This window comes from Actinoplanes sp. KI2 (assembly GCF_025630775.1).
Taxonomy (GTDB): Bacteria; Actinomycetota; Actinomycetes; order Mycobacteriales; family Micromonosporaceae; genus Actinoplanes.
The window spans coordinates 257,504-273,896 of sequence record NZ_JAOSZE010000002.1; the positions used below are offsets into that span (position 1 = coordinate 257,504).

The 16,393-nt window shown below is 72.7% G+C and carries 17 protein-coding genes; 3 read left to right on the forward strand and 14 right to left on the reverse strand.

The window, feature by feature from the left end; translation table 11 throughout:
• The first annotated feature begins 176 nt into the window (after positions 1-176).
• A complete protein-coding gene (locus ODJ79_RS02940) occupies positions 177-1,007 on the forward strand; it encodes a DUF1028 domain-containing protein (protein WP_263021719.1) in 831 nt (276 codons plus the stop codon).
• A 6-nt stretch (positions 1,008-1,013) separates the two neighbouring features.
• Here the strand turns inward: ODJ79_RS02940 and ODJ79_RS02945 are convergent, their stop codons facing one another.
• The 11 genes from ODJ79_RS02945 to ODJ79_RS02995 all read right to left on the reverse strand — a co-directional run bounded on the left by ODJ79_RS02945 (position 1,014) and on the right by ODJ79_RS02995 (position 12,056).
• Positions 1,014-2,609, reverse strand: coding sequence for a methyl-accepting chemotaxis protein (locus tag ODJ79_RS02945; protein WP_263021720.1), 1,596 nt, complete (start codon positions 2,607-2,609; stop codon positions 1,014-1,016).
• Positions 2,610-2,858: 249 nt separating this feature from the next.
• Positions 2,859-3,623, reverse strand: coding sequence for a hypothetical protein (locus tag ODJ79_RS02950; protein WP_263021721.1), 765 nt, complete (start codon positions 3,621-3,623; stop codon positions 2,859-2,861).
• Positions 3,623-4,336: a hypothetical protein gene (locus ODJ79_RS02955; protein WP_263021722.1), complete on the reverse strand. Its 714-nt coding sequence runs from the start codon at positions 4,334-4,336 to the stop codon at positions 3,623-3,625. Before ODJ79_RS02955 ends, ODJ79_RS02950 begins: the two co-directional genes overlap by 1 nt.
• Before the next feature lie 302 nt (positions 4,337-4,638).
• A complete protein-coding gene (locus ODJ79_RS02960) occupies positions 4,639-6,195 on the reverse strand; it encodes an AAA family ATPase (RefSeq protein ID WP_263021723.1) in 1,557 nt (518 codons plus the stop codon).
• Positions 6,192-6,755 (reverse strand): hypothetical protein, encoded by a 564-nt coding sequence (locus tag ODJ79_RS02965; protein ID WP_263021724.1) that lies wholly within the window; start codon positions 6,753-6,755, stop codon positions 6,192-6,194. The genes ODJ79_RS02960 and ODJ79_RS02965 overlap by 4 nt, the downstream gene beginning before the upstream one ends.
• A 2-nt stretch (positions 6,756-6,757) precedes the next feature.
• Positions 6,758-6,928, reverse strand: a complete 171-nt coding sequence (locus ODJ79_RS02970) for a hypothetical protein (RefSeq protein WP_263021725.1) — start codon at positions 6,926-6,928, stop codon at positions 6,758-6,760.
• Between the two features lies 1 nt (position 6,929).
• A complete protein-coding gene (locus tag ODJ79_RS02975; protein WP_263021726.1) occupies positions 6,930-8,702 on the reverse strand; it encodes a hypothetical protein in 1,773 nt (590 codons plus the stop codon).
• Between the two features lie 17 nt (positions 8,703-8,719).
• Positions 8,720-9,175 (reverse strand): hypothetical protein, encoded by a 456-nt coding sequence (locus tag ODJ79_RS02980; protein WP_263021727.1) that lies wholly within the window; start codon positions 9,173-9,175, stop codon positions 8,720-8,722.
• 679 nt (positions 9,176-9,854) lie between these two features.
• Positions 9,855-10,529, reverse strand: coding sequence for a Crp/Fnr family transcriptional regulator (locus ODJ79_RS02985; protein ID WP_263021728.1), 675 nt, complete (start codon positions 10,527-10,529; stop codon positions 9,855-9,857).
• Positions 10,526-11,473, reverse strand: coding sequence for a hypothetical protein (locus ODJ79_RS02990; protein ID WP_263021729.1), 948 nt, complete (start codon positions 11,471-11,473; stop codon positions 10,526-10,528). Before ODJ79_RS02990 ends, ODJ79_RS02985 begins: the two co-directional genes overlap by 4 nt.
• Positions 11,463-12,056 carry a hypothetical protein gene (locus ODJ79_RS02995; protein WP_263021730.1) on the reverse strand — a complete coding sequence of 198 codons (594 nt, stop codon included), beginning with the start codon at positions 12,054-12,056 and terminating at the stop codon, positions 11,463-11,465. Before ODJ79_RS02995 ends, ODJ79_RS02990 begins: the two co-directional genes overlap by 11 nt.
• A 316-nt stretch (positions 12,057-12,372) precedes the next feature.
• On the opposite strand from ODJ79_RS02995, the gene ODJ79_RS03000 reads away from it, so the two are divergent.
• On the forward strand, positions 12,373-13,572 hold the full coding sequence (locus ODJ79_RS03000) for a cytochrome P450 (protein WP_263021731.1): 1,200 nt from the start codon (positions 12,373-12,375) through the stop codon (positions 13,570-13,572).
• A 17-nt stretch (positions 13,573-13,589) separates the two neighbouring features.
• On the opposite strand, the gene ODJ79_RS03005 is transcribed toward ODJ79_RS03000, so the two are convergent.
• A complete protein-coding gene (locus tag ODJ79_RS03005) occupies positions 13,590-14,015 on the reverse strand; it encodes a hypothetical protein (RefSeq protein ID WP_263021732.1) in 426 nt (141 codons plus the stop codon).
• Positions 14,016-14,146: 131 nt separating this feature from the next.
• Positions 14,147-15,064 carry a LysR family transcriptional regulator gene (locus ODJ79_RS03010; RefSeq protein WP_263021733.1) on the reverse strand — a complete coding sequence of 306 codons (918 nt, stop codon included), beginning with the start codon at positions 15,062-15,064 and terminating at the stop codon, positions 14,147-14,149.
• A 70-nt stretch (positions 15,065-15,134) separates the two neighbouring features.
• Between ODJ79_RS03010 and ODJ79_RS03015 the strand changes: the two genes are divergently transcribed.
• Positions 15,135-16,019, forward strand: a complete 885-nt coding sequence (locus tag ODJ79_RS03015) for a DMT family transporter (RefSeq protein ID WP_263021734.1) — start codon at positions 15,135-15,137, stop codon at positions 16,017-16,019.
• Here ODJ79_RS03015 and ODJ79_RS03020 read toward each other — a convergent pair.
• Positions 16,016-16,378, reverse strand: a complete 363-nt coding sequence (locus ODJ79_RS03020; RefSeq protein ID WP_263021735.1) for a VOC family protein — start codon at positions 16,376-16,378, stop codon at positions 16,016-16,018. The two genes, ODJ79_RS03015 and ODJ79_RS03020, sit on opposite strands and share 4 nt — an antisense overlap.
• Between the last annotated feature and the right edge of the window lie 15 nt (positions 16,379-16,393).

Genomic DNA, 16,393 nt, shown 5'->3' on the forward strand with positions numbered 1-16,393 from the left:
TTCGGACCGGGCGCCAGGGGCGTACAGTCCAGCGTCGGCCCGCCGAGGGCGGCGGCGGGCGCGACCGGAATCACGTCTCCAGAGCCGGAGCATATGCCCGGCCACCGCCGGTACACATAGGCCGGACGGGCCTCAGTCTGCTCCCCGCATGTTCCCCCGGTGTTACAGAATGCGCCATGACCTTCTCCATCGTCGCCCGCTCCGCCGACGGCCTCGCCCACGGTGTCGCGGTGGCCAGTAAGTTCCTCGGGGCCGGCGCCGCCGTGCCGGCCGCACAGGCCGGGGTCGGCGCGGTAGCCACTCAGTCGTACGCGAATCTCGCCTATCGCCCGCAGGCCCTTACGCTGCTGCGCACCGGGGTGAGCGCCGCCGGCACCGTGCGGGCGCTGACCGCCGGGGACGCCGGCCCGGTCGCCCAGCGCCAGGTCGGCGTGGTCGGTTCGGACGGCGCGGGCGCCACGTTCACCGGCGGCGAGTGCCACCCGTGGGCGGGCGGCACGGCCGGCGACGGCTACGCGGTGCAGGGCAACATGCTGGCCGGTCCGCAGGTGGTGGACGCGATGCAGGTGGCGTGGCAGGCGTCGGCGGCCGAGGCACGCCTGGCGTACCGGCTGCTCGCGGCGCTGCGCGCCGGCGATCTCGCCGGCGGCGACCGCCGGGGACGGCAGAGCGCGGCGCTGCTGGTGGTGGCCGAGGGCATGGGGTACGGCGGAACCAGCGACGTCTGGGTCGACCTGCGGGTCGACGACCACCTGGACCCGGTCGCCGAACTGACCCGCCTGCTGGACCTGCACACGCTGTACTTCGAACGACCGGACCCGGCGACGCTGCTGCCGCTCACCGGACCGCTCGCCGACGAGGTCCGGACGCTGCTCGCCGAGGCCGGCCACACCCGGCCGGACCTGGACGCGGCCCTCGCCGACTGGGCCGGCGTCGAGAACCTGGAGGAACGCCTGGTGGCCGGCGCGATCGACCCTCTGGTGCTGGCTCAGCTGCGCGGCCGGTAGCGGTACCTACATCCGGTACCCGCCGACCAGGCCGCGCAGGTCGGCGGCGAGCTGGGCCAGATCGGCGGCGGCTCGATAGGTCTCCTTGGAGCCGGTGCTGGTGAGCTCGCTCGACTGCGCGACGCGGGTGACCCGACCGGAGATCTCGGTCGAGCTGGTGGCGGCCTCGTTGACGCTGCGGCGGATCTCCTCCGACGTGGTGGTCTGCTGCTCGACGGCGGCGGCGACGGCGTTCTGGTTCTCACTGATCTGGCCGATGACCGTGGTGATCTTGCCGATGCTGGTCATGGCGTCGGCCATGCCGTCCTGGATGGTGTTGATGAGCGTGGTGATGTCGTCGGTGGCCTTCGCCGTCTCCTGGGCGAGCTCCTTCACCTCGCCGGCCACGACGGCGAAGCCCTTGCCGGCTTCTCCGGCGCGAGCGGCCTCGATGGTCGCATTGAGCGCGAGCAGGTTCGTCTGCTCGGCGATCGAGTTGATCAGCTTGACGACCTCGCCGATCTGAGCCGAGGACTCGCCGAGCCTGGTGACCGTCCGGTGGGTCTGGCCGGCCACCTCGACGGCGGTGGAGGCGATCTGGGCCCCTTCGCCGGCCGCCCGGGCGATCTCGTTGATCGAGGAGCCCATCTGCGCGCTGCCGGTGGCGGCCGTCGAGACGTTGGACGAGACCTGCTCGGCGGCCGCGGAGACGGCCAAGGCCTGCTCGGAGGTGTCGAGGGCGCCCTGGCTCATCTGCTCGCTCACGGTCAGCAGTTGGCTGGACGCGGACGCCACCGCATCGGCCTTGGCGCTGATGCTGGAGACGCTGTCGCGCAGGCTCGTCAGGAAGTGGTCGACCGCGGCGCCCATCCGGCCCATCTCGTCGTCCCCGCGCACGGTGATCTCCGGGGTCAGATCGCCGGTGGCCGCGGCCTCCAGGACGGTCAGGATCTTCGTGCCCTTCCGCAGGGTCCGGCGCACGACGTACCGGACGAACAGGCCGGCCGCGGGGACGCAGATCACCCCGACCACCAGGAGGAACAACAGCTGCCGCTGGGCCCGCGAGGTGTTCTTGCCGGCCTGGTTCATCACCGTGTCGGCGAAGCCGCTGACCGCCTCGGTGACCTCGTCGAAGCGCGGGTCATAGGCGTCCTGCGCGTCGGCGACCGCGGAGATCTTCTCGGCCACGGCGTCCGGGGAGCCACCGCTGGTGATCAGGTCGGCCACCGCCTTGGCGGCCTGCAGGTACGCGTCCAGCGGGGCGGCGACCGCCTCGAAGGCCTGCTCCACCTGGGCGCCGGCGCCCGCATCGGCCAGCAGCTCCCGGTTTTCCGCGGTGAGCGTACGCATCTGATCCTCGCGCTCGGACAGGTCGTCCAGCAGCTCCTGACGGTCGTCCGCCGCTGCCGTGCTCGCCGCCTGCAGGTCGTACTGGATCGCGTAGTTGGCACCGTCGATCTCGCCCTGGTTGGCCAGGACCGTACGGACGAGCCCCATGTGGTTGAGACGGCCGTGCAGGTCCTTCATCGAAGACCAGCCGACCAGGCCGACGACACCCGTGATCAGTAGACTGAAGATCGTCAATGCAACGATCCTCGCGCTGATCGAGTTGAGCCGTCGCATATGCGTCTCCCTTGACCGTCACCTATGCATCGGCCACCAATCGGACAGCAGGACCCCGACATGAGAGTTCGTGTCCACCCGAACACAGTCGCTGCGCACCAGCTCGCTACGCAAAGACACTCTTCACCGTTCGCCCGCCATGTCGCGATCATGAAGGAGGGGCGTTCGGAGCGAACGGAAGCTCCACGGGCTTCGTCCGCCGCGCCTCGAGCATGGCAAGTTCGCGTGTCATCGACAGCGTCCGGCCGGTCAGATTCGGCCGAGGAGGATCGCGGCGGCGGTGGCGAGCAGGGCGGTTGCCAGGAGCAGGCTGACGAGCTGTGCGGGCGGGACCGCGGGGCGTCCGGTCAGGCGGCGTACCACCGGGCCGTCGAGGGCGGCAAGAACCTCGATCGCGCGTACGGCGTTGCCGCGGCCCGGTGTGAGCCGTACGAGGTCGCCGGAGGTGAGGGCGCCCGCCGGAAGAGAGCCGTGCAGCCGGTAGGGCCGGGTGGTCGCGTCGTTCGCGCGCAGCGTGAAGTGGTGGACGGTCGCGGCGGCGCGCCGATCCCACCGGTCGAGAAGGACTGCGGCGGCCAGGAAGGCGAGCGGCATCGCCACGCCGGCCAGGAGCACGACGGGGTGCGCGCGGTCGCTGAGCAGGTGGCCGATCGTGCCGGCCAGGGTGAGCACGGCCGTGACGGCGACCGCGACCAGGCCGGGCTCGGCGCGGCCCGGAAGCGGCTCCCGAGCGGACCGGACCGGGCCGGCGATCAGGCCAACGCGGTTGTCCGGGGCCGCGCCGGCCGGCGAGCGGGCGCCCGGCGGGGTCGGTCCGGCCGGCGGCGGGGTTGGTCCGGCCGGCGGCAGGGCTCCGGCCGGCGGCGGGGCTCCGGCCTGCGGCGGAGCTCCGGCCGGTGGCGGGCGGCGGCCGGTCTCGGCCGCGGGGTTCGGGTGGGCGAGCCGGCGGCGTGGGGTCACCGGCTCGCCGGTGGGTCTGGGCAGCGCCCAGGGTGGCGTCTCCTCGGCCGGCATCAGGGTTCCAGTCGGCGGACCGCGCACTGGTCGGCCAGCTCGTCGGCGGTCAGGTCGCCGAACTGGGCGTTGCACCAGTCCACAACGGACTGCGCAGAGGGGAAGTCGCCGAGCGCGAACGTCACCCAGAGGAAATGGCCGTCCTTGATCTGGTGCTTGCCGTAGTCGGTGCTCTTCAGCAGCACCACGGGGTGGTCGGTGCTGCCGTGGGAGTCGCGCAGCCGCTCGAACTCGGCCAGGATGTCGGCCGCCTGGAACGTGTGCGAGCCCGAGTCGGTGGTCTGCAGCGAGTCGGTGATGCCCGGATACTTCGAGGCGATCTGGGCGGCGTATTGGCCGTCGAACGAGACCGACGACCGATCCTGGGCGTAGTAGGTTTCCAGCTGCGCGATCGGGTCGACGGTCGACTCGCCGGTGGGATCGGTGGTCGGCTCATCGGCGGGATCGGTGGTCGACTCGTCGACCGGGTCGGTGGCCGGCTCGTCGGCGGGGTCGGTGGCCGGATCGGTGGTCGTGACCGCGACCGGGTCGGCCGACGACGCGCCCGTCCCCGGCGACTTCCCGTTCGCGACCACGGCCACGACGACGCCGACGATCAGCAGCAGCACGACGGCGGCGACCGCGATCAGCCCGCCCCCGGACAGCGAGCGGCCGGGCGCCGGCCGGGCGATCTGCCAGGACAGCGGCGCGCCGCTCGACGTCACCCGCGTCACCGTTGCTTCCGGTGGCGTCGGCCCAGCAGGCGCAGCCACGGCCGGTGCCGGGGACACGGCCGGCGGCGGCGAAACGCCCGGCGGCGAGGACGCGGCCGGCGGCGGGGACGCGGCCGGCGGCGGCGAAACGCCCGGCGGCGGGGACGCGGCCGGCGGCGGCGAAACGCCCGGCGGCGGGGACGCGGCCGGCGGCGGCGAAACGCCCGGCGGCGGGGACGCGCCCGACGGCGGGGCCGGCGCTGCGGAGGTGAGGGAGCCGAGATTCCACAATCCGGCGGGTGGCTCGCGGTCGGTCATCGGGCTCAATCCCCGAACACCACGACACGACGGCTGCGGCTCGCGCCGCCGGGGGCCGACGCGGCCACCGGCTTGCCGGCCGGCACCGCCCGGTCCCGGCCCCACGCCCGGATCTCCTCGATCTGCTCGGGGTTGGTGCGGCTGAGCGGAAACGTGTTGGCGAACGTGTCGAGCACGAACTCCGGCCGCAACGAGTCCGGGCCGTGCAGGAAGAGCTGCTCCCCCACCTCGTGCAGCGCCGACTCGATGTCCGAACCGGCGAACCCCTCGGACAGGCCGACCAGCTTGTCGACCAGCTCCGGCGGCGGTTGCCGGCGCACGTAACGCCGGTAGTACATGTCGATGATCTCCTGACGGTCCCCGGCCTCGGGCAGGTCGACGAAGAACAGCTCGTCGAACCGACCCTTGCGCAGCAGCTCGGGCGGCAGCGCCCGCACGTCGTTGCTGGTCGCCACGACGAACACCCGGTGCCGCGACTCCTGCAGCCAGAACAGGAACTGCCCGACCAGTCGCCGGCTCACCCCGGTGCTGTCGTTCTGCCCGGCCAGTCCTTTCTCGATCTCGTCGATCCAGAGCACGCACGGCGCCACCCGGTCGGCCGTGTCGAGGGCCTCGCGCAGCCGGTTCTCCGACTGGCCGACGTATTGCCCCATGATCGCGCCCAGGTCGAGGCGATAGAGCGGGAGCCGCCACTCGGCCGAGATGGCCTTGGCCGACAGCGACTTGCCGCAGCCGGGCACGCCGACCAGCAGCACCCCGCGGGGCGGGCGCAGTTCGGTGCCGCGCAGGTCGGACACCATGATCGCGCGCTTGCGCTGCAGCCACGCGCGCAGGCTGGTGAGGCCGCCGACGGTGGTGTCGGACGCCTGGAGCTTGACCCGTTCGAGGCCGGAGAGCGACCCGAAGTGCTTGTCCTTGAACTCGGCCAGCCGTTCGACGTCCGCCTTCTCGACCGAGCCGCGGGCGACGAGCGTGGCCAGCACGTTGATCGCCGTACCCTCCGGAACGCCGACCAGGAACTCGGCCGCGCGGCGGGCATCGGAGTCCTGCCACGCGATCGGGACGACGCCGTGGTGGTCGCGGAGGAAGTCGACGATCACCTCGTACATCTCGTCGGCGTCCGGGAGGTCGAGCGTGACGCTCATGCCGAGCCGTTCCAGGCCGCTCCACAGTGGTGTGTCGGTGACGAGGATCAGGCTGCCCGAGTTGGCGTCGGCCAGCCGGGCCAGTTCGGCGACGTGCCGGCTGGCCGTGTTGTCGTCGCTCAGGTCCTCCGGGTCGACCAGGACGACCGTGGCCTGGGCCCGGCTGGTGAACTGTTGCGCGGCGAAGTCCATCGCGCCGGTGAGCGACCGGTCGTCCTGGGCCGGCGCGTTGGTGCGCAGGTCGCGCAGCCCGGTGGCCCGGGTGTAGATCCAGAACGGGAGGCCGGCCCGGCCGGAGGCGGCCTCCTTCACCAGCCGCAGCGCCCGGATCTGCTCGATGCTGCGCACCCCGATCACCGGCACCCGGGCCGAGATGTAGCTGTCCAGGTCCCGGAGGGATTCGGCGTAGTTGGTCATGTCGTGGTCTCCGGTCGTTCGAGGAGCACGCGGCGGCGCGGGCGGTCGACCGGACCGGCGTCCCAGCCGGCTCCGGTGGTGTGCGGTCCGGCGGTGACCGCGGTGAGCGGGTTGTCGCGGATGGTGCGCAACCGGGCCTCGATCGCGCCGCGCGGCACGCCATCGCGGCGCAGCCGCTGTACCGACTCGTCGAGCTGCCGCTGCGCCGCCGTGATCTGGTTGTCGACCAGGCCGATCAGCCGCTCTCGGAGGTCGTCCGGCAGCGCCGGCGCCCCGGCCAGTGCGCGGATCGGCGGCAGCCCCCAGCGCGCGTGGTTGAGGGCGCGGGCGGCCGCGAACTCGTCGCGGGCGCCGCCCAGCTCCCGGGTCAGCGTCTCGCCCCAGGCGACCAGCCGCCGGTCGAGCGCGCCGGTGATCCGGTCGGTCAGCCGGGCCCAGCTGTCACCGGCGAAGTCGGCCGGCGTCAGCGGGGGCAGCGTCGCCGGGTCGGCGGCCTCACCGGCCGCCCAGCGCTCGAGGAAACCGGCCCATTCCCGGTACGCCCCTCCGGAACCCCACATGGTCAGTCCCGCGCGTGCCGGCGTACGAAAACCTCACCCGGCGGCAGCGGGTCCCAGGCCGGCAGGTCCGGCACCGGCCGGCGGTTGCGGGCGGTGGCCGGCTCGGCGGCCTTGCGCCGGGCCCACGGGACATCGTCGTCCGCCATGGGCGCGTTCGGAACCGGTCCGGTCATCTCAGGCTCCCCTCTGCGCGCCGCCGCCGACGACGCGTCGCTCGTACGGCGTGGCATTGCTCCCCGCGGTCGCGAGGTCGGCGATCAGCGCCCGCACCGCGGATTCCTGCCGATCGGCCTGCTGGAAGGCGGTGGTCCAGTCGATCACCTCGGCGCCGGCCGCCCGGAGCTGCTGGATCGAGTCCTGCTTGGCCTTCTCCAGGAAGGTGCGCGCCTCCTGCTGGACCTGGGCCGCTTTCTGGGACTGGGCGTAGAGCACGCCGCCCCAGATGCCGGCCGCGATCAGCGCGAAGATGATGAGGACGGGCGACGTGTTGGCGCCGCAGATCGTGCCGACCACGGCGACCGCGATCGGGCCGATCAGGTTGGCACCCCATTTGTAGGCGAGTCCGTCGATGAACGGCTGCGCGGCCCGGTTCCAGTGCTGGTTGAGGTCCGCCTCGAGGTGCTCCATCGGGCGGGTGAACGAACCGGCCCACCGGGGCAGCTGGAACACCCGGCCGGCCGCGTTGTGGCTGCCCTCGAAGACCGCCTCGACGTTCTGCGGCAGCGCGGCGCGATACTCCGCGCTGTACGCCGCGTGGGCCCGGGAGAACCAGTCGTGGCAGGACGAGACGGCGGTGCGCTGGGTGGCCCGGCTGACCCCGAGCTTGCCGGGGTTGAGCGCGGCCTCGGACTGGATGGTCAGGTAGTCGAGGGTCTTGTCGAGGGCCAGCAGGTCCGTCTCGAGCGCCCGCTGCGCCGCGGCCCGGTCGCCGTTGTGCTCCACGATGGCCGCGAACTCGGCGTGCTGGCGGCGCAGCGGCAGCTCCTCGTCGTCGTAGCCGCGGACCAGGCTGTCGAGGATGTCGTCGACCAGATCCTCCAGCCGGTCCGGCGCGGTGATCTCCTCGTTCGCCATGGCGGAGTACGTGGCGATCAGCCGGTCGTGCGCGGCGGCCCGGCCGAGCCCGGCGTCCATCAGTGGCCACTGCGGCGACACCTCGGCCAGCCGGGGGAAGCGGGCCGCCGACGACGGGCCGACATAGCGCTCCAGCTCCTGCCGCCAGCGGGCGACCTGGGCCGCCTGGGCGCTCTCGTCGTTGAGCAGGTGCTCCCGCCAGATGTCCAGCCGCTCGGCGATCATGTGGACGCCGGCCGGGCCGAACGCCCCTTGCGACACGCACTCCAGCACCATCGCGAACTCGCGGCCGAGCGACGCCGGGTCGAGCGCGGCCAGGTAGTGCCGCAGCCAGCGCAGCGAGCTGTCGCCCCGGCCCTGACGGCGCAGCAGCAGCGCCAGGAACAGGGCGGTGTGCCGGGGCGAGCGCCTGGTCGCGTCGGCGATCGCCCGCTCGCAGGTCGCCGGGTCGTCGGACCACCAGGCGCGCATGGCGACCAGCACCGGCGCGAGCCAGTAGCCGGGGGTCTCCATCACCAGTTGCTCGCTGACCCCGCGCACCTGGCTGTCCGAGATGAGCCCCCGGTCGAACCCCTCGAGGATGCCGAGCGCCACCCGGCGTACGACGTTGTAGTGGCCGTACTGGTTCTGCAGCTTCTGCTCGACCCCGACGATCTCGGTGGTGGCCCGCTGCACGTTGCCGGCCCGCTCGTTCTCCAGCCGGAACGCGGCGATCTCGCGGGCCAGGTCGGCCAGCTGGGTCATCGTCTCCTCGGTGCGCTGGCCGACGTGTGCGACCTGGGCACTGACCTGCCGGACACCCACGTCCAGCGTGTCGACCTTGGTGAGGACCCGGTCGACCTTGTTGTTCAATGCGCTGTCGTAATCAGCCATCTGCTTCTGCTGACCTTTCAGGCGACGACGGAGCCGTCCTTGAGGACCGGCCTGAGTTCTCCGCTGGCATAGACCTCGACGAAGTCGTACGCACCGGTGCGCACGAGCATCCGGGCCTGGTTGAACGGCTCCGGCACGGGATCGGCCGGGGTGTAGTGCTCGACGATGGACTGCCAGAGGTCGAGCCGGTGGTCGACGTAGGGCGGCCCGAGGTGGCAGAGCGCGACCATGCCCAGCGGGATCTGGCCGAACTCGCTCTCGTACTGCCCGCGGATCCACTCGGCGAGCTCGGCCCGGGTGGCCGGGTCGAGGGACGCGTCGAGCCGGTGCACGGCCTCGAAGATCCCGCTGTGCCGCCGCTTGCGCAGTTGACGCTGGGCCGCACCCGGGACCGACCGGGACCGGCCGGTGGACGCGCTCCGGGAATCGAGTCCAAGCTCGACCCGGCGCCGCCGCCGGAACTCGTTCTCCATAGCCGCCGGCTCCCCATCTGATCATTAATGGCTGGCCGGAAGCGTAACCCCGGAATCGCGAGCGGCACCAGTGCAGAATTGGCCTCGATCATTCAGCTAAACGGATCGACGACAACCGTTGACCTACCAGTCCTCGGCCGATGCGACGCGTCCCTTTCGGACGATCGACGAGGCATGTCGGCCGAACGTACTAATCATTCCGGACCAGCTCACGGCCGTCCTGGCGGCAAACTTGCAGCTCAATGGGCGCATTCCGCGAGGGCGCCGGAATTCGCGGAATCGCCCGTTCCGCCGATCGGGCAGAAATTGCGGAACAAACGCGATTCTTGTCCAGCAGCAAAGCTTCGTGCGACGCTGTCGATCACCCTTATCCGGCCACCTCCGACGACAAAGCGGGGAAGAAGTCCGCATGAATCAGACGTACGCGCTGGTGGTCGGCATCGACCGCTACGCCGCCGTGCCGGACCTGCACGGCTGGCCGGGTGGGAGCTCGACCGGGCGGCGCGGCTGGTGCTGGTACCCACCGGGCCATTGTCGGCGGCGCCCTGGCACGCCGCCCGGGACGACGCCGGACACTTCGCGATCGAGGACGTCGTGGGCGGCCTTCGTCCATCGAGGTAGCTGACGGCCCCGTCAGCGGCCCTGGCCCAGCATCCCAGGACGATCGGGTCGGCGATCGTCACGCCTCCCATCGGGTCAGCGCCGCCACGTCGTTGATCACGATCCGGCGGTATCCGGTGGTCACGATCCCCTGCCTCCGCAACTCCTGAAGTCCCTTCTGGACGGTGGGCGCCTGCGCGCCGATCAGACCGGCCAGCTCGCCCTGGCTCAACGGCACCACCAGCCGTACGCCGTCCGCCTCCGGCACCCCGCACACCCCGGCCAGCTCGGCCAGCAGCCGGGCCAGGCGCGCCTCGGCGGGATAGGCGCCGTTGTCGGTCCGCCGCCGGTTGGCCCACGCCAGCCGGTCCCCCACCATGCGGGTGACCTGCTCGGCGACGTCGGCGTGGGTGCGCAGGAAATGCTGGAACGGCGCGTGCGGCACGGCGGCCAGCTCGACCGGCCCGGACGCGGTCACGGTGGCCGAGCGCGCCTGCCCGCTGAACTCGGCCAGCTCGCCGACCAGGTCACCGGGCCCGCGGATGGCCAGCAGCGCCTGATAGCCGCCGGGGGTGGTGACCGAGACCTTGCAGAAGCCGCGCAGGATGATCTCGACGTGCCCGCCCGGCTCCCCCTCGCTGAGCACCTTCTCGCCAGACTTGGCCGAATGCCGGCGGGCCACCTTGAGCAGATCCTGGACGGTCGTCTCGGTCAGGCCGCCGAGCAGGCTGCCGGGCACCCAGCGGGAGGTCACGGGCGCAGCTCCGCCACCAGCCCGCGGGCCTCGGCGACGTAGTGGCTGTCGGGCGGGAACGTCGCCCGGCGCACGTGCAGGGCCGCGCACGCGGTGTCGTAGCCGTCCGCGCCCCGCTCGGCGCGCGCCTGCACGAGCAACGGCCGGGCCGGGTCGAAGACCGGAAGATCGGAATGCAGCGCGTACGCCAGCCGGGCGACCCGGCGGGCCTCGGCGCATCGGCCGGCCTGCCGGAGGCCCTCGGCGAGCAGTACCTGGGCCGGGGGCAACTGGTCGTCGACGTCGTCCTCGCCGGCACCCCGGAGCAGCTCCTCGGCGATCGCCAGCGCCCGTCCGGCCGCCGCACCCGCCGGCCGCGTCTCCGCCACGGCGGACTGCGCCAGCAGGACCTCGGCCTCGATCCGGCGCGCCGTCCGGGCCGCCACCGGATCGGGCTGGTCGCGCACCTCGGCGGCGATGAGCGCACCCTCTCCGGGCGCTTCCCGATGCGCGTCCGGTCCCCGGAACCGGGCGAACCACGCCCGATCGCGAAGAGCCCAGGCCAGCGCGGCCCGCGCACCGCCGGGCCGTCGTCGCTGCTCCACGCGGTAGGCGTCGACCAGCGCGTCGAGATCCTCCGGGCGGCCGCGGGCCCGCCGGCTGCGCAGCTGCCCGTCCCGGATCGCGATCGTGACCGCCGCGTCGGGGCCGGCCGACGCCTCGGCCCGGGCGAGCAGATCGGTCCACATCGGCACCGAGGCCGACGGCGCCCGGTCCCGGTCGCGGCGGGACTCCAGGGCATATTCGATCTCGAGCGCCACCGGGTGGTCGGCCGGGAGCCGGCGCATGGCGTCGTCGTGCAGCGTGAAAAGTCCGGCCAGGTCGCGCCCGGCGCCGAGCAGGGTCTGCAGCCGGCCGCCGAGCCGCCCGGCAGTCTCCGGTTCCCGGTCTTCGTCAGGCCGCATCGGCCACCCATTCCGGGACCCCGCGGAGCTCGAGCTGATCGATCGCATCCTGCATGATCTCGACGGCCTGCCGGCGTACGTCGTCGGTGGCCCGGCCGTCCCGGGTCAGCTCGCCGATGGCCCGGGCCAACCCGCAGTTACCGGCCGCCACCGGCAACTGCGGGCGTATGTGGGGACGCAGGCGATGCAGGACGCCGGCCACGCCGTACCCGCCGAGCTGCCGCAACCGGATCGCCTCGCGCAGGAGTCCGTCGGCCTCGGCCGCCGAGACCCGACCGTCCAGGATCACCACGAGATCCTCGATCGCGCACGCGGGCGGCGCATGATCGAGCGCCGCGGCGACGGCGAAGAACGTCGTGCGCGAGCCGCGCGGCCGCACCTCGGCGACGACGTCCTGCCAGGACAGACCCGCGCCCCGGTCCAGCAGCGACTCGACGGCCCGGTAGTAGCTGACCTTGGTGGCCCAGTGCCGGCCGGGCGACGCGCCGGACCCGATCAGCTCGCGACGCCACCGTACGGCCGTGGTGTCATGCAGCTCGAAGAGGACGACAGACAAGATCACCTCGCATCGGACAGTGCTCACGTCCCAAGACGATGCCGACACCTTGGCACGCCAGAGCACCTCCGATCGCATAAAAATATGGCGTCCGGCGGACTTTCCCCCGTCATCGGTCGCCCGTTCGTGTCCGTTCCGCCGTCCCGTTCCGGCTCCTCAGCGGAGCCGCCACAGCCGCAACCGCGGGCCGAGGTCGCGCCGCAACCACATCGCGCCCCGGTCCGCCGACGGTCTCACGTTGTTGAGCGGATCGTCCTAACCTGGGCGTGGGCCCGGCGAACGGTGCAATGAGGACGGTCATGCCGTCGAGGTACCGCGGCCCCTCCTGCGGAACGGAGCACCCATGGAACTGTCCCCGTACCCGTTTCCCCAGCCCAGTGCGCTGGAACCGCCCCCGGAGTGGGCCGAGCTGCGCGGTCGGTGCCCGGTCGCGCCCGTCCGGCTCGCCAGCGGCGACCAGGCTCTGCTGCTGACCCGCTACGCCGACGTCAAGCAGGTGCTCTCCGACCCGCGGTTCACCCGGCAGCTCGACGCCGGCGACGCCGCCCGGGTCACCGAGAACGAGTCCGGCGGGGTGTTCGGCGCCGCGCAAACCTCCGCCCGGAACTCCGGCGAGGGCCATCTCCGCTGGCGGCGGCTGGTCGGCGGCTACTTCACCGCCAAGCGGATGGCCGCGATGCGACCACGGATCGCCGCCATGGCAGAGCAGTTGCTCGACGCGATGCAAGCCCAGGGCGCACCCGCCGACCTCGTGTCGTCGTTCGCCTTCCCGCTGCCGGTGTGGGTCATCTGCGACCTGCTCGGCATCCCGGACGGCGACCGCGACCGGTTCGGCTACTGGTCGGACACCATGCTGAGCATGACCCGCTACACCCAGGCCGAGATCGACGCCGCCCAGCGGGAATTCGGCCAGTACATCTGGGCGCACATCGAGCGCAAGCGCGCCCAGCCCGGCCAGGACCTGATCAGCGATCTGATCGGCGTCACCGACGGCGAGGACGCCCGGCTCACCCAGGTCGAGCTGATCGGCACCGCCCAGGGCCTGCTCGTCGCCGGGCACGAGACCACCGCCAACATGATCGGCAAGATGGTCGCGATGCTGCTGGCCGACCGCACCCGGTGGGAACGTCTGCTCGCCGACCCCGCACTCGTACGCCCCGCGGTGGAGGAGGTCCTGCGGTTCGACGCCAACCCCGGCTTCGGCATGCCCCGCTACCTGTCCGAGGCGGTCACGGTCGGCGGCGAGGAACTACCCGCCGGAACCACGGTCATCAACAGCCTGGCGGCGGCCAACCGGGACGAGTCCGCGTTCGCCGGCGCCGACGGGATGGACCTCACCCGTACGCCGAACCCGCACCTCGCCTTCGGCGCCGGCCCGCACTCGTGCCTGGGTCAGGCACTGGCCCGCACCGAGCTGCAGACCGCCCTGACCGTCCTGCTGACCAGGATCCCGACTCTCGACCTGGCGGTGCGGCCGCAGGACCTGCCCCGCCGCGAAGGGCTGATCGTCGGCGGCATCGAGCGCGTCCTGGTCCGGTGGTGAGCGACGGCGGCGGCGGATCAGGCGGCCCGCCACCGGGCCCGGTCCTCACCGGCCTTGAGGGTGCAGCGCATCCTGGTGCCCTTGCTGGTGTAGCCGATCGCTCCTTCCGGCGAACAGAACGCGCCGGGGTGCACGCCCATCTGCCCGGACGGCGGTTTCGTCGTCGGCTTGGGGCTCGGCTTCGGGCTCGGCTTGTGGGTGGTCGGCTTCGGGCTCGGCTTGTGGGTGGTCGGCGTCGCTTTCGGTATTGCGGCCGCGGTCTTGGCGGGCGCTCCGGTCGACTCGGTCGCCGGCGTGGCCTCGGTGGTGGCGTCGGCCGCCGGCGTGGTGGTCACGGAGTCGACGACGGGTCGCGTGGGCTGGTCGGTGGGGCCGCAGCCGGCGAGCAGGAGGGACAGGACGGCGAGGCCGAGGACGGCTGCCTTCGGGCGGACGAACGTCATCGGCACACCATCGGCGTTCGGCTATCCGGACGGGATCGGCTGTTCGCGTGGTTGACGGCGCCCGGCGGGCAGCAATACGGATCGGCTGTTCGCGTGGTTGACGGCGCCCGGCGGGCAGCAATACGGATCGGCTACCCGGTCGGCAGCGGCAGACCCGCCACCGTCTCGTGCAGCGCCGTCGACAACGCCGCCGCAAGCGGCCGGGTGCGGCGCGCGGCGGTGACGATGCCGACGAAGCGGGACGGGCAGGGTGGCGCCAGCGGCACGGTGGCCAGCCCGCCCTGGTCGGCGGTCAGCGCCACCTGCGGGATCATGCTGACCCCGACCCCGGCCCGCACCAGCGACTGCGCGAAGACGTAGTCGGTGCCCCGGCACGCCGTCCGCACCTCGAACCCGGCCATCGCCGAGTAGTGGTCGAGCAGGTCGACGATCGCCAGGCAGCCGTGCACCCAGCGCTCACCGGCCAGGTCGGCCAGGACCACCGACTCGCGGCCGGCCAGCCGGTGCCCGGCCGGCAGCACGATCCACATCGGATCGTCGAGCAGCGGCGTCCAGGTCAGCCCGGAACGGTCACCGCGGCGGATCGGCGGCGGACCGTCGAAGTGGTACGCCAGGGCCAGGTCCGCCGCGCCCGAGCGCACCAGCGGCAGGCTGTCCTCCGGCTCGACCTCCAGCACGGTCAGCTCGACGCCCGGGTGCTCGCCGGTGAACCGCAGCAGCGCCGCCGGCAACAGCCGCTGCCCGCCGCTGGTGAAGGTGGCCACGGTCAGCCGCTCGGTCCGGCCGGTGGCGAGCCGGGCGATCTCCTCCTCGGCGTTGGCCAGCTCGGCGGTGATCGCGTCGCTCGCCTCGGCCAGCACCCGTCCCGCGCCGGTCAGCTCGACGCCGCGCGTGCTGCGCCGCACCACCGCCACACCGAGCCCGCGCTCGAGCGCACTGATCTGCTGCGAGACGGCCGAGGGCGTCAGGCGCAGGGCCGCGGCCGCCCGATTGAAGCTGCCGTGCCGCGCGACCTCCCGCAAGACCGCAAGCCGGCGTACGTCGATCATCAGCGCTCCTTAACACGGCATAACGAAGTCACCACTACCGCTTACCACCGTAGAGCGCGATCGTCGACCTGTGAACCGACGCGCCTGGCTGCTGTTCCTGCTCGTCTCGGTCCTGTGGGGGATCCCGTACTTCCTCATCAAGATCGCGATCGACGACCTCTCCCCCGTCTTCGTCGTGGCCGGCCGCGGCCTGATCGCCGCCCTGGTGCTGCTGCCGGTGGCCGCCGCCCGCGGCAGCCTGGGCGCCCTCCGCGCGCGGTTCGGGACGGTCGCGATCCTCGCGGCGGTGCACATCATCGGCCCGTTCCTGCTCATCACGTACGGCGAGGTGCACATCACGTCCTCGCTGACCGGCCTGCTGATCGCGGTCGAGCCCGTCGTGATCGCCCTGCTGATGTCCCGGGCCGAGCCGCTGACCCGGGGCCGCGTCGCGGGCCTGGTCCTCGGCTTCGCCGGCGTCGCGGTGCTGGTCGGCCTGGACGTCTCCGGCGACCGCCTGGGCCTGCTGGGCGCCGGCATGGTCCTGCTGGCCGCGGTCAGCTACGGCGTCGCCACGATCTTCGTCCAGCGCCGGGCGGCCGACATCCCGCCGGAGACCCTGGCCGGCGGCACCACCGTGATCACCGCGCTCGTGCTGACCCCGTTCGCGATCCACACCTGGCCGGCCGGGCCGGTCCCCGCGGACGCCTGGCTGGCCCTGGCCGCGCTGGGCGTCTTCTGCACCGCGGTGGCGCTGCTGGCCTTCTACCGCCTGGTCGCCCTGGCCGGCTCCAACCGCGCCGGGCTGGTCACCTACGTGAACCCGGTGGTCGCCGTGCTGCTCGGCGTCCTCCTGCTGAACGAGCCGCTGAGCTGGAGCACGGTCGCCGGCTTCGCCCTGGTCGTGGCGGGCTGCTGGCTCTCCACCCGCCCCGCTCCCGCCCGGCAGGAGGCCGCCGAGCCCCTCCCGGTCTAGGCGGCGGGGTGGAACTGGATGATCTGCAGGTAGTTGCCGTCCGGATCGGCGAAGGTCGCGAACCAGCCGGACGCGCGCTCCTCGGCCGGCGCGATCCACTCCACCCCGGCCGCCCGCAGCCGGGCCTCGACCGCGGCGAAGTCGTCCACGTGGAAGTTGAGGATCACCCGGCCGGGCTGGTCGTTCTTCGGGGCGATGTCGTCGCGCGGCTGGATCACCAGCAGAAACCCGCCCAGGTCGATCGGCCCGTCGCCGGCCTGGCCGGGCGCGAGCACCCGCCGATACCACTCGCTCAGCTCGGCGGGCCGGTTGGTGCCGAGCAGGAGGCTGCCCAGTCGGGGCGTAGTAGCTTGCGTCATGCAAGTCACGGTAGA